Source organism: Pseudoduganella sp. S-14 (assembly GCF_049913285.1).
Lineage (GTDB): Bacteria > Pseudomonadota > Gammaproteobacteria > Burkholderiales > Burkholderiaceae_D > Rugamonas.
Genome location: NZ_CP183991.1, coordinates 2,034,027 through 2,047,405, shown reverse-complemented (window position 1 = coordinate 2,047,405; position 13,379 = coordinate 2,034,027). Strand labels below are relative to the sequence as shown.

The 13,379-nt window shown below is 64.6% G+C and carries 8 protein-coding genes; 5 read left to right on the top strand and 3 right to left on the bottom strand.

Annotated features, from left to right (window positions below):
* The first annotated feature begins 163 nt into the window (after positions 1-163).
* The 5 genes from ACN9MZ_RS09340 (at position 164) to tssA (ending at position 7,784) form a co-directional block, all read left to right on the top strand.
* The gene (locus ACN9MZ_RS09340) at positions 164-1,003 is read left to right on the top strand and encodes a M15 family metallopeptidase (RefSeq protein ID WP_426341882.1); all 840 of its coding nucleotides are present in this window, start codon (positions 164-166) and stop codon (positions 1,001-1,003) included.
* Positions 1,004-1,161: 158 nt separating this feature from the next.
* Entirely contained in the window at positions 1,162-5,004 is a 3,843-nt protein-coding gene (tssM, locus tag ACN9MZ_RS09335) for a type VI secretion system membrane subunit TssM (protein ID WP_426342882.1), read from the top strand.
* Complete coding sequence (gene tagF / locus ACN9MZ_RS09330; RefSeq protein ID WP_426170293.1) at positions 5,001-5,978, top strand: type VI secretion system-associated protein TagF; 978 nt, start codon at positions 5,001-5,003, stop codon at positions 5,976-5,978. Before tssM ends, tagF begins: the two co-directional genes overlap by 4 nt.
* A 1-nt stretch (position 5,979) precedes the next feature.
* On the top strand, positions 5,980-6,729 hold the full coding sequence (locus ACN9MZ_RS09325; RefSeq protein ID WP_426341881.1) for an OmpA family protein: 750 nt from the start codon (positions 5,980-5,982) through the stop codon (positions 6,727-6,729).
* Positions 6,730-6,743: 14 nt separating this feature from the next.
* Positions 6,744-7,784: a type VI secretion system protein TssA gene (gene tssA / locus ACN9MZ_RS09320; protein WP_426341880.1), complete on the top strand. Its 1,041-nt coding sequence runs from the start codon at positions 6,744-6,746 to the stop codon at positions 7,782-7,784.
* Here tssA and tssH read toward each other — a convergent pair whose 3' ends face one another.
* From tssH to tssF, 3 genes are read right to left on the bottom strand one after another with little or no spacing between them, the layout of a single operon-like run.
* A complete protein-coding gene (gene tssH / locus ACN9MZ_RS09315) occupies positions 7,785-10,469 on the bottom strand; it encodes a type VI secretion system ATPase TssH (RefSeq protein ID WP_426341879.1) in 2,685 nt (894 codons plus the stop codon). It lies immediately after the preceding gene.
* A 10-nt stretch (positions 10,470-10,479) separates the two neighbouring features.
* A complete protein-coding gene (gene tssG / locus ACN9MZ_RS09310) occupies positions 10,480-11,571 on the bottom strand; it encodes a type VI secretion system baseplate subunit TssG (protein ID WP_426341878.1) in 1,092 nt (363 codons plus the stop codon).
* Entirely contained in the window at positions 11,535-13,379 is a 1,845-nt protein-coding gene (gene tssF, locus ACN9MZ_RS09305) for a type VI secretion system baseplate subunit TssF (protein ID WP_426341877.1), read from the bottom strand. The genes tssG and tssF overlap by 37 nt, the downstream gene beginning before the upstream one ends.

Here is a 13,379-nt window from a genome sequence, read left to right as displayed (position 1 = left end):
CACTCTAGGGCAGACCGCCTTTAATGGGGGCGCGCACGATTGAAATTCAAGTTAAAGCGGATTATCAGAACTTCAAGATATACTTTCCCGCAATAATTTATTGCTAAGGCGACACGCGCCCGCGGTGTTATCAAATTAGTAATTTAGATTCCAGAGGTCAATTGTGGTGTTCGTCGCTGTCGTGCTGTATTTCCTGCTGGCTTGCGCGCTGAGCTGGATGGTCCTGTTCCCTGCCGGGCGGGCCTATGTCTCGCGCCGCCTGGAGCTGGTGGGCAGCCGTTTCCAGCGTCGCGTACAGAACATCGCGCGCCGCGGCGGCGAGCAGGCCGGTGCACTGGGTTCGGAATCGGCAATGGCCATGCGCCAGGGCGGCAACTTCCTGCGCGAGCACAAATGGACCGCGCTTGCGGCGCTGTTCATCATGCTGCTGCCGGCAGTTGTCGCCTGGATGGCCAGCAGCCGCACCATGGTGGGCGGCTTCGATGCGCCGGTGCGCGAAGCAAACCAGCAGGTATCGGAACTGCTGCAGGGCGAACAGCTGGTGCCGCCGGCCCCCTTGCCGCCAATGCTGTTCATGACGCCGGAGGTCGAAATCGTGCGCCCGGGCCTGGTGTCGGCAAGCCGCGACTGGGCCTTGCTGGATAAGGACTATTCGCAGCGCTTGCTGCAGGCGTTCCGCATCATGAAGGAGCGCCATGGCTATGACATGGCCATTCTGGAAGGCTACCGCAGCCCTGAGCGCCAGGACGCGCTGGCGGCGCAAGGCAGCAACGTGACCAATGCCAAGGCCTTCCAGAGCTGGCACCAATACGGCCTGGCCGCCGACTGCGCCTTCCTGCGCGACGGCAAGCTCGTGATCTCGGAGCGCGATCCGTGGGCCATGCGCGGATACCAGCTGTTTGGTGAAGTGGCGGAAAGCCTGGGCCTGACCTGGGGCGGCCGCTGGAAGATGATGGATTTCGGCCACACGGAGTTGCGTGTGGACGGCGTGAGAAGGAAATAGGAATTCGCAATGCCTGAAGCACATTTACAAGACGCGGCGCCCTTGCGCTCACGCTGGCCAACAGCCCCCCACCCCAACGTTACGCCTTGCTGGACCGCCGCACTCGGCCCCGGCAAGTAAAGCGCCCCCTTAGCTAACCTTGCAAGAGTAGAAAAATGATGCACAGAATCCGGGAAATCCTGACCTCGCGCACCGCCTTCCTTATCTACGGCTGGCTTGCCTTCGCGGCATTCCTGCTAGTGGCGGCGGTGCTACTGGAATTGCCATACACCCTGGCCTTTGCCGTGCTGGCAGCCGCCCTGCTGCTTGGCATTATGGTCTGGTCGTGGCGTCGCTATCGCGCGCGCCGCGCCGCCACGCAGTTGGGCAGCATGCTGGAACAGCAGGCCGCCGCAACGCCAGCCAAGGCCGAACCAGCGCCGCGCCACGAAACGGCAGCCCTGCGCAAGCGCATGCTCGATGCCATCCAGACCATCAAGACGTCCAAGCTGGGCCTGCGCTCCGGCAGCGCCGCCTTGTATGAGCTGCCTTGGTACATGATCATTGGCAATCCGGCCGCCGGCAAGAGCACGGCGATTGCCAATTCCGGCCTGCAGTTCCCGCTGGCCGGCAGCCGTATCGTGCAAGGCGTGGGCGGTACCCGCAACTGCGACTGGTTCTTCACCACCGACGGCATCCTGCTCGATACCGCCGGCCGCTATGCGGTCAACGATGAAGACCGCGCCGAATGGTTCGGCTTCCTCAGCCTGCTGAAGAAGTACCGCAAGAAAGCACCGATCAACGGCATCATCATTGCCGTCAGCATCGCTGAGCTGACCGGCAAGCGCCCGGAGTTCGCGATCGAACTGGCCAAGAACCTGCGCCAGCGCGTGCAGGAGCTGACCGAAAAGCTGGAAGTGCATGCGCCGGTCTACGTCGTCTTTACCAAGGCTGACCTGATCAACGGCTTCACCGACTTCTTCCACGATTCCGAAATCGGTGAGCGCGACCGCGTGTGGGGCGCCACCCTGCCCTACCACAAGAACCAGCCGAACGAAGACCTGTTGCGCCAGTTCGATGCGCGCTTTGACGAGTTGTATGAAGGCCTGAAGGAAATGAGCCTGGCCAATATGGCCCTGCAATGGCGCGAACGCCTGCCGTCCGGCGTGTTCACCTTCCCGCTGGAGTTCAACTCGGTCAAGGCGCCGCTGCGCACCTTCATCGCGACGCTGTTCGAAGAAAACCCCTTCCAGTTCAAGCCCGTGTTCCGCGGCTTCTACTTCACCAGCGCGCTGCAGGAAGGCGAAGGCGTCTCCGCTACCTCGCACCGCGTGGCGCAGCGTTTCGACCTGAGCCTGCAACGCGAAGAACACCACGGCAGCGAACAGCAGCATGGCTACTTCCTGCTCAAGTTGTTCCGCAACGTGATCTTTGCGGACAAGAACCTGGTGGCGCAATACGCGAGCCCGGCAAAAGTGCGCATGCGCTATGCGGCCTTCTTCGGCGCGGTGGCGCTGAGCGGCTTGCTGCTGGGCGGCTGGAGCTGGTCCTACATGGGCAACCGCACCCTGGTGGCCAATGTGCAGGCCGATCTCGACAAAGTCGTGAAGCTGCAAAAACAGCGCCCCGACCTGGCGGCACGCCTGGAGGCGCTGGAAATCCTGCAGGACCGTATCGAACAACTGGATCGCTTCCGCGACAACCGCCCACTGTCGGTCAGCCTGGGCCTGTACCAGGGTGCCTACCTGGAACGCAAGCTGCGCGAAGAATACTTTGCTGGCGTTCGTGAAGTGATGCTGAAACCCGTTGGCCAATCCCTGGAAACCTTCCTGGGCGAAGTCAATACCAATGCCGAGCGCCTGCAGCCGCTGGCGCGCAATGCCGCTGCCACGCCGGCGGCCGCAGCTGCGCCTGCAGCACCAAGCGCCGCGCCAGGCACTGCGCCTGCAACGCCGGCGCCTGCAGTGGCAAACGCCGGACCGCAGCAGTTCAAGGACGCCTCTCCAGAAAACGTGGAAGACGCCTACAACGCGCTGAAAACCTACCTGATGCTGGGTGATAGGTCGCGCGCCGAAGCGAGCCACCTGAACGACCAGCTGACCCGCTTCTGGCGCGTATGGCTGGAGTCGAATCGCGGTGCGATGCCGCGCGAGCAGATGATCCGCAGCGCCGAGCGCCTGATCGCCTTCTACCTGTCCGAGATCAACGATCCTTCCTGGCCGACCGTCGAGAACCGCCTGGCGCTGGTCGACCAATCGCGCAATACCCTGCGCGGCGTGGTGCGCGGCATGCCGGCGCGCGAGCGCGTGTATGCGGACGTCAAGGCCCGTGCCTCGACCCGCTTCCCTTCCATGACCGTGGCTCGCATCGTTGGCGACCAGGACCGCGAACTGGTCGTGGGCAGCTATTCGATTTCCGGCGCCTACACCCGTGCCGCCTGGGAAGGTTATGTGCGCGACGCCTTCAAGGAAGCCGCCAACCACGAGCTGCAAAGCGCCGACTGGGTGCTGAAGACCGCCGCCAAGGACGACCTGACGCTGGAAGGCAGCCCTGAGCAGATCCAGAAAGCCCTGGTCGACCTGTACAAGAACGATTACGCCAAGGAATGGCAGAAGTTCCTGCAGGGCGTGGCGATCAAGGACTTGAACGGCTTCGAAGCGGCAGCAACCGCGATGAACCGCCTGGGCGATCCGCAGACCTCGCCGATTTCCAAGCTGGTCACCACCGTGTATCAGGAAACCTCGTGGGATAACCCTACCCTGCTGGATAGCGGTCTGCAGCGCGCCCAGCGCGGCATCGGCGACTGGTTCCGCGAAACCATCTTGCGCCAGAAGCCTTCGCAGGTGAACATCAACCTGCCGGCCAATCCGCAAGGCCAGCCTGGCGCACCGCTGCCGCTCGGTCCTGTCGGGCGCGAATTCGCCGGCGTGGCGCAACTGGTGGTCGTCAAGGACAACAATGCGTCGCTGATGCGCGGCTATATGGATAGCCTGGGCAAGCTGCGCGCGCGCTTCAACCAGATCAAGAACCAGGGGGACCCCGGCCCCGGCGCCAAGCAGCTCATGCAGCAAACGCTGGATGGCAGCGGCTCTGAACTGGCCGACGCCCTGAAATATGTCGACGAGCAGATGCTGGTCGGCATGAGCGACCCGCAGAAACAGGCCATCCGTCCGTTGCTGGTGCGCCCGCTGATGCAAACCTTTGCTGTCATCGTGCAGCCGACCGAAGCCGAGATCAACAAGGTATGGGCGGCGCAGGTGCTGGAGCCGTTCCGCCGCGACCTGCAGACCAAGTATCCGTTCGCAACCGAATCCAGGCAGGAAGCCAGCAATGCCGAAATCGGCCAGGTGTTCGGTCCTGAAGGTGCGGTGGCGAAATTCTTCAACACGACCATCGGCCCGCTGGTGGTGCGCCGCGGCGACTCCCTGAGCGCCAAGACCTGGGCCAATATGGGCATTACCCTGTCGCCTGCCGTCGCTACTGCCTTCCCGGGCTGGATTGCGCCGCTCAGTGCGAACGGCGTTGCCAACCAGGCCGCCAGCAGCGAGGAAGCGCAAACCCGGTTCGAACTGCAGACCGTGGCCGTGACGGGCGTCAGCGAATACACCATCGAGATCGATGGCCAGTCGGTACGCTGGAAGGGCCAGCAACAGCCGTGGGTGTCGATGGTTTGGCCTAACCCGCAAGGCGTGCCCGGTTCGCGCATTACCGCCTTCACGCCGGACGGCAGGAAGGTCGTGGTGCTGGAAGAGAACGGACACTTCGGCCTGAAGAAAATGATCGATGCGGCGCAGCGCAAGCGCCGTCCGGATGGCAGCTTTGAATTGAACTGGACCAACGGCGGCGTGACCGTGGCAGCCAACCTGCGCCTGTTGCCTTCGGCACCGGCCCCGGTTGCAGCACCGGTCCAGGCCAGCCAGGGCTTCCGCAAGCTGCGCCTGCCCGACACCGTGGTTGGCGGCCCGGCACCGTCCGGCGCCGGTGGCGAACCAGCCATTGCCGCGACCGGAGGTGCGCAATGAGTCGCGCTGCTGCTATCGGTTACTTCGGCAAGATTCCGAGCCGGGCTGACTTCGTAAAAGGCGGCAGCGACCCGAAAGTGCTGCAGATGATGGACGACTGGATGGCGCGCTCGATGGACATGCTGAGCACCGACGCGCGCTGGAAACTGACCTACGACGCCGTGCAGCCGCTGCACTTCGCCCTGTTCGGGCCGCGCCGCCGCGCGGCTATCGCCGGCCATATCGCGGCCAGCAGCGACCAGTCCAGCCGCCGCTTTCCCTTCCTGATGGCCGGCAGCATCGACGTCGACGAACCGTCGTCTTTTGCCGCCAACAGCCCGCTGGTGCTGAACCGCCTGTGGAACCGCCTGGAAAACCTGAGCGGCGGCGTGCTGTCCGCCGAGGATGCGGCCGCGCCGCTGCAGGCCCTGAACGGCAACACCGTGGAATTGGACACCCATGCCAGCGCCTACGACGCCGCCTTTGCCGATTTCCTCGAACTGCAGACTGTCGGCGGCCTGGACGCCATGCTGGCGCAGGCCGGCTTCACCGGCAGCGTGCGCCAGGTGCTGCTGGCGCTTGGCATCCTGCTGCAACCGGTGATGGCAAGCAGCTCGAGCCGCCTGGAAAAGAGCCTGGTGCTGCCGCTGCCTACCGACCCGATCTACCGCTACCTGGTGGCGGCGTTCTGGATGCACGTGGTCACGCCGTTCCTGGCGCGCGCCGACTTCGAGCTGTCGCTGTTCCTGACACGGCTGGATGACAAGCCGGTGCTGGTGCTCGGCTTCAGCGGCGCCTCGCCGCAAACCCTGCTCAGCATCATGGACCCGCAGGTCGGCGAGGGCCACCATATCGCCTTCGACGAGGTCAATTGGGTCGAGGACCAGGTGAATGAAGACCATGCGATCCAGAGGGTATCGGCCTACCTCGCCAATCCCGGACTTTCCCTGAAATCTGCGCACGACTCGTTGCGTACTTCCTTTATTGGAAACTGATATGCGTTACCTTCCCCTCCTCCTGCTGTGCGCCGCCTTTGCGGCGCAGGCACAAGTACCCGGCCAGGTGGTCGCCAGCGGCACCGTGGCCGATGAAGCCAGCAAGGCTGCAGTATTGGCCAAGCTGCGCGAAGTCTATGGCGCCGACAAGGTGCTCGACCAGATCAACGTGGGCCAGGTCACCACGCCGGCCAACTGGAGCGATTACGTGCAAAAGCTGATTACGCCCGACCTGAAACAGGTCAGCCGAGGCCAGCTCAAGATCGACGGCACCACGGTTTCCGTGCGCGGCGAAGTCGCCAACGAAGCCCAGCGCCAGCGTATAGCCAGCGACTTTGCCACCCGGCTGAATCCTACCTATACCGTCACCAACGGCTTGCGCGTGTCGGCCGCCGACCAGGGCGTGCTCGATCGCACGCTGGCCAACCGCATCGTCGAATTCGAAAGCGGCCAGGCCGTGCTGACGCCAACCGGCAGGGCCATCCTCGACGAAATGGGCGCCGCGATGCTCAAGCTGAAAGGCCAGAAGGTTGAAATCATCGGCCATACCGACAACGTGGGCCTGCGCGCCAGCAACCAGAACCTGTCGCAGGCGCGCGCCGAAGCGGTCCGCAACTACCTGACCGGCAAGGGCATTGCTGCCGAGACCCTGATCGCATCCGGCTCCGGCCCGGATCGCCCGATCGCCAGCAACGATACGGTCGAAGGCCGTGCACGCAACCGCCGTATTGAATTCCGCATGGCGCAGTAACCGAGGAGATATCCATGTTTAACGCAGAAACCTTGCTGGCGCCGATCTCGCCGGCACAACCGGCTGGCGACGACCTGTCCTTCTCCAGCGACTTCGACGCCATTGCACAGGCGCGCCGCTTTGACGACCCTTCCCTGGAACAAGGCGAATGGGTCACCGAACTGAAGGAGGCCGACTGGGCCTTCGTCGTCAAGCGCTGCAGCACCCTGCTGGGCGAAAAGAGCAAAGACCTGCGCGTGGCGGTCTGGCTGGCGGAGGCCGCGGCCAAGCAGCACCGCATGCAGGGCCTGGGGGAAGCGTTCCGCCTGCTGGCGGGCCTGATCCGTGAATTCTGGAACAACGGCCTGTATCCGGAACCGGATGGCGACGATATGGAGCAGCGCGTCGGCAACCTGGCCTGGATCCTGGGCCGCACCCCCAACCTTCTGCGCGAAATGCCGCTGACTGAAGGCCAGGGCACGGCGTTTTCCGCCATCGACTTCGACATGGCCCGCAAGCAGGCCGGCCTGCCGGAACATGCGCGCAATCCGGATTGGCCAAAACTGGCCGACATGGAGACTGCGCGCTCGCGCAATTCGCCGCGCTTCCGCGAACAATTCGCGACCGATGCGCGTTATTGCATGGATGCCCTGAAGGAACTGGAACAGGTGTCCGATGAATTCCTGGGCAATGACAGCCCCGGCTTTGCCGCGGCGCGCGATGCCGTGCAGGCCATGATCGACGCGATGCCGTCGCACGCCAGCCTGCCGGCCACGGTCAGCACGCCGCTTGGCACGGCGCCCGCCGGCGAGCAGATCATCATTGCGCAGCCGGTGGCCGGCATTGCACCGCAAGCGAGCGGCCCAATTGCTTCGCGCGCCCAGGCCATCACGCAACTGCGCGAGATCGCCAGCTTCTTCCGCCGCACCGAGCCGCACAGTCCCGTCTCGTACTTCGCGGACAAGGCCGCCGACGCCGGTGAGCAGGACCTGCACACCTGGCTGCGAAGCGTGGTGAAAGACTCCAACTCGCTGCAGCATATCGAGGAGATGCTGGGCATCTCCTCGTCCAACTGATCAGACCACGCTGTAGCTGAAATTCCCCTGCTGGTCGGCCGCTACTTCAATGCGGCCGATCGCACTGCCCTCCGCCATTTTCGCCAGCACCGCTTCCGCAATCTCAGGCAGCAAGGTGCCATTCAGGATATTGTCCACGTTGCGGGCGCCGGAATCGACTTCGGTGCAACGCGCCAGCACGGCTTCGACCAGCGTATCGTCGTAATGGAAGGTCGCCTTGTGGTTGGCGGCCACGCGCTGGCCGATGCGGTCCAGCTTGAGCGTGATGATGCTGGCCAGGACATCGTCGCCCAGCGGGTAGTACGGCACCACTTTCAGGCGGCCAAGGAAGGCTGGCTTGAAGGCTTTCACCAGTTGCGGGCGGATCGCCGCTTCCAGTTCTTCCGGCGACGGCATTTCTTCCGCCTCCTTGTTCAGGCAGGCCTGCATCATGGTCGCGGAGCCGACGTTGGAGGTCAGGATGATGATGGTGTTGCGGAAGTCGATTTCGCGGCCTTCCGCGTCGTCCATCACGCCCTTGTCGAACACCTGGAAGAAGAGTTCCAGCACGTCCGGGTGGGCTTTCTCCACTTCGTCGAGCAGCACCACGCTGTACGGGTTGCGGCGCACTGCCTCGGTCAGCACGCCGCCTTCGCCGTAGCCGACGTAGCCTGGCGGCGAACCTTTCAGGCCAGAGACGCTGTGCGCTTCCTGGTATTCGCTCATATTGATGGTTACCATCTTGCGCTCGCCGCCGTACAGCGCGTCGGCCAGGGCCAGCGCGGTCTCGGTCTTGCCGATGCCGGAGGGGCCGACGAACAGGAATACGCCCTTAGGCTTGTTCGGGTCGTCCAGGTTGGCGCGTGCCGTGCGCACGCGCTGCGCCACCGCTTCGATGGCGTGCGGCTGGCCGATCACGCGTTCTTCCAGCGCCGGGCGCAGCTTCAGCACGGCCTGGATTTCGTCTTTCACCATCTTGCCCAGCGGGATACCGGTCCAGCCGGCAACGATTTCAGCCACCACATTGCCGTCCACCTGCACCGGTACCATCGGCGCTTCGCCTTGCAGCGCGCGCAGCTCCCTGAGCATTGCCTGGATGTCGTGCGCCTGGCTCGCTGCGCCGCCGGCGCCGGCCTGCTGTGCAGATGCCGCCTCGACGCTGGCGCGCGCCTCGCCGATCTGCGCTGCCAGCGCCTTCTCCTGCTCCCAGCGCGCTTGCAGTGCCGCCAGTTCTTCCTGTGCCACGCTGCGCAGGCCGGCCAGTTCCTGCAGGCGCTCTTCATGCGCCCCGCCGGCCGCCAGTTCGCGCTCCAGCGCGCCCGTCTCAGCTGCCATGCGCTCCAGGCGGCGCTGCAGCGACTCGATCAGCGCCGGCGTGGCGCTCTGGCCAAGCGCCACTTTGGCGCAGGCGGTATCGAGCACGCTGATCGCCTTGTCCGGCAGCTGGCGGCCCATGATGTAGCGATGCGACAGGCGCACTGCCTCGGTAATCGCCTCGTCGAAGATGCGCACGTTGAAATGCTGCTCCATCAGCGGAGCCATGCCGCGCAGCATGGCGCAAGCCAGTTCCTCGCTCGGTTCCTCGACCTTGATCACCTGGAAGCGGCGGGCCAGCGCGGCATCCTTCTCGAAGTATTTCTTGTACTCGCCCCAGGTGGTCGCTGCGATGGTGCGCAGTTCGCCACGCGCCAGCGCCGGCTTGAGCAGGTTGGCCGCATCGTTCTGGCCGGCCTGTCCACCCGCGCCGATCATGGTGTGCGCCTCGTCGATGAAGAGGATGATCGGCGTCGGGCTCTTGCGCACTTCGTCGATCACATTCTTCAGGCGGTTCTCGAATTCGCCCTTGACGCTGGCACCGGCCTGCAGCAGGCCCATGTCCAGGGTGTGGATCGCCACGCCTTTCAGCACGTCCGGCACGTCGCCTTGGGCAATGCGCAAGGCCAGGCCTTCCACCACGGCAGTCTTGCCGACGCCGGCCTCGCCGGTCAGGATCGGGTTGTTCTGGCGGCGGCGCATCAGGATGTCGATGGCCTGGCGGATTTCCGCATCGCGGCCAATCACAGGATCGACCTTGCCGGCGCGCGCGCGTTCGGTCAGGTTGGTGGTGAACTGGTCCAGCGCCGGGGTCTTGCCTGCGGGCTGCTGCATCTCGCCGACCGGATCGCCGCCCAGGCTGCCTTCGCCGCCCGCGCCCGCGGCGCGCGTTGCGGCTGCCGCCTCGGCTTCTTCCGAATTGGCGGTCAGCTTGTCCAGGTGGTGCTTGATGTCGTCGGCTTCAAAGCGATGGAACAGGGCGGAGCTGCGGTAAGCCAGCTGCGACAGTTCCGGGTCCGTCAGCATGGCTTGCAGCAGGTGGCCGCTGCGGATGAAGACTTGCTGGCCGGCCTGCAGGTCGAGCGAGGCGATCAGCCAGGCGTGCTCGAACAGCTTCGGCAGGCGCGCCGAGAACACCGGGGTGCGCGCATTGCCGCTGCGAAAGCGCGCGATCTCGGCCTGCAAGTCGGCCTGCAGGCGGCTGGTGTCGACTTCAAAATGGCGCGCCAGCGCCACCATGTCGCTGCGCGGGTTCTCCAGCAATGCGAGCAGCAGGTGTTCCTGGTCTACTTCATACTGGCCAAGGCCAACGCAGATGCTGGCCGCGCGGGTGGCCGCATTGCGGCAAGTGTCATTCAGTTTCCCGATCAGGGTTTTCAGGTTGATGCTCATCGAGCGGTCCTCACATTGTTAATCCATGGATGAAGTAGCGGACATCGGTGCGGTCTTCGCTTGCACCCTCGTCCGGTATAAAACTGTCCCAGCCCAGCCGCGCGCCGGCGCCAAGCGACGCCCCGGAGACGTCTTCGGCGCGCAGCACCAGGCAGATTTCGTATTCCAGCGTGACCCCGGTGAACATCGACAGCAGCTTTTCCAGGGCACGCGCAGCAGTGCCGCCGGGCAGGAAAGCATCGAAATCGGTGCGCCGCAGCGGGCCGATGGTCAGGCGCATGCGCAAGTCGCGCTGCCAGACGCGCGAGCCGATCATGGCGGTGGCGCCCAGTTGCGCCTGCGCGCCGCCCAGCATGGTCTGCTGCAGCGCAGGCACCTCGCACCAGCAGCCGACAAACTGCGTTGGCTTGATGTCGACGCGGAAGTATTCGCCCAGCACGCGCGCCATGGTCGACGCCGAGGCCGGACGCTGGCGCAGCGCCGTGGCAAAGTAAGCCAGCGACTCGTCGCGCACCGCACCGGACGCCTGGGCTTCGCGGCCCGACAGCCTTTGCGTCAGCCCCTTGTTGCCAAGCCCGCCCAGCGCCAGCAGCAGCGGCAGGAACCTGTCCTGCCCATCGACCTGGTATTTGAGCTCCAGCCGGTACTTGCACCAGGCTTCGTAGAAAAGCGACAGCGAGCGGGTGGAAAACGCATCAAGGAAGGCGCGCGGCCCCTCGTCCTTCGCGTACAGCTGGTGCGCCGCTATGGATTCCGTGTAATGCGCCGGCAACGCTCCTGAGCTGCCCAGGAAGCCCATGAAATTGGGCGTCATGCGCAGGTAGCGCAGCTGCTTGCTCTGCAAGGCACCCGCCAGCGCCGGCGCGGTAGGCAGGATCTCGCGCGGCTCCGGGTGCAGCGTTTCGAGCTGGCTGGCCGGGAACTTCAGCGTCACCGAGTTCTGGAAGCGCATGAAGTTGGCAATCGCGCCCTCCTGCGCCACGCCATTGCGGCGCAGCCATATCTCCACCATCCGCACCGCCTGGAAGAACTGGAAGCGGAACGGCTCGGCGAACAGGCGCTCGATTACAGCAGGCTCAAATCGCCGCTTCGCGGTTTGCATCGCAGCAGCTCCTCCCCAGTCCTCTCGGCCACGACGACCAGTTGCGTAAAGCTGTTGGCATGCACGTACAGGCCCAGGAAACGTTCAATCACCTGGGCGAAGGCATGGATGCCGCTGCCGACGAAAGCTTCTTCGTCGATCGTCAGCCGCACTTCCATGCCGCGCACCACGCAGGCGAACGGGTTTCCCGCCAGCCAGGCGTTGGCCGGCTTGTATTCCACCGATTCCAGCCCGCGAATCTGGCGCTGCGTCGCCGCCGAGCGCGGCAAGTCGTACAGCCCCAGCATTTCCTGGAACGCCTGCAGGCCGCCGCCCGACAATGACAGGTGGTTTAGCGACAGGTGCGACACCAGGCGCCAGTGCGCCCCGTGTCCGCGCTCGAAGCGCTGGGAAGGCGTCGGCTTGCGCAGGAAGCTGATGCTGCGCACGCTGGAGCCGCCTTCCAGGAACAAGTCGCCGCCGCGCAGGCCATACGCCAGCGATGCCGGCAAGTCGCGGTTGGTGCAGGTCAGTTGCAGGCTCAGGGTATCGGTTTCCACCTCCGCCGGATCGAAGTCGATGTCGACAACGGTGATCTCGGTCTCATAGCCGGGACTCTTGTGCGCCATCTGTTCATCGCGCCGCATCACCCAGTAATGGCCATGCTTTTCCGGCGTCTCGCCGTGGCGCAGCGAGTAGAACGGCCGGAACTCGACGATCGATTCACCCTGCGGGGTCTGGCGCACCATGCGTACCGCGTCGATGGAGTACACCTCGTAGGCATAGGCGCGGCGCGCATCGGCCAGCACCGGATAGCTGGCCGCCGTATGCGAGATGCGAATCGGCTCGCCGCGCTGGTGGAACAGGTTGACCACCGGGGTGCAGCCCAGCAGCAGGTTGTTGGTCGACAGCGTTGCCAGCATGCGCGCAACATGCGAATCGGGACGGATGCCGTTCATGGCGATGTGCAGCGTCAGGCGCCTGGTGCCGATCGGCAGCAGCGCGTACAGGGCAGCGAGGTCGATATCGAAGAAATTGAACTTCTCGGGGAAGCAGAAATACTCGGTCAGCAGGCGGTAAGCCTGGTGCGAGCGCGCCGAAAAATCGATCAGCGCATCTTCCTCCTCGAAGCCTGCGGGCGCGACGGGAATGCGCGCCAGCGGCAGCCAGCGGCCGTCGCCATCGCACTCGACCCAGGCTTTGGCGCTGCGCATGAACAGCGCATCGCGCAGGGCGGCGCAGAACGAGGGTTCGCCATCGATGAAGACGCGCAGGCTCGACACGCCCATCGCAGGCAGGCCAATCTGCTCGGACACCGAGTCGATCGTGATCGCCAGGCCGGCGCCGGCGCCCGGCGGCAGCTGCACCGATTCGGGCGAGGCCAGCGCCGCGGTGAACGAGGCGTGGCTCAGCGCAAGGGGCGCTACCGTCACCGGATAGGAGGTACGGAAAGTGCACGCGACGCCGTTGACGGGCCGCGTGTTGAGCACCGTTCCGCGCGCAATCTCGCTGGCCGCCGTCAACTGGGCGGCGGTGGTGGCATAGTCCATGCGCGCGATCGAGCAGGACGGGAATGGGCGCAGGTAGTGCGGATAAAGCACTTCGAACAGTGCTTCGGTAAATTCGGGGTAATCGTCGTCCAGGCGCTTCGACACGCGCGAATTCAGCAGCGCGAAGGACTGGATCATGCGTTCGATATGCGGGTCTTCGCATACCTCGCCGCCAATCAGCAGGCGGCCAGCAATCTTGGGATAGCGCTCGGCGAATTCGCGTGCATAGCGCCGCAGGAAACCCAGTTCGCGCTCGTAATACGGCAGTAACTCTTCCAA

Bases quoted from the DNA above. Each gene is read 5' to 3' on its own strand.
- tssM (WP_426342882.1), top strand. From the start codon at position 1,162: ATGCACAGAATCCGGGAAATCCTGACCTCGCGCACCGCCTTCCTTATC.
- tssA (WP_426341880.1), top strand. From the start codon at position 6,744: ATGTTTAACGCAGAAACCTTGCTGGCGCCGATCTCGCCGGCACAACCG.
- tssH (WP_426341879.1), bottom strand. From the start codon at position 10,469: ATGAGCATCAACCTGAAAACCCTGATCGGGAAACTGAATGACACTTGC.
- tagF (WP_426170293.1), top strand. From the start codon at position 5,001: ATGAGTCGCGCTGCTGCTATCGGTTACTTCGGCAAGATTCCGAGCCGG.
- tssG (WP_426341878.1), bottom strand. From the start codon at position 11,571: ATGCAAACCGCGAAGCGGCGATTTGAGCCTGCTGTAATCGAGCGCCTG.
- ACN9MZ_RS09325 (WP_426341881.1), top strand. From the start codon at position 5,980: ATGCGTTACCTTCCCCTCCTCCTGCTGTGCGCCGCCTTTGCGGCGCAG.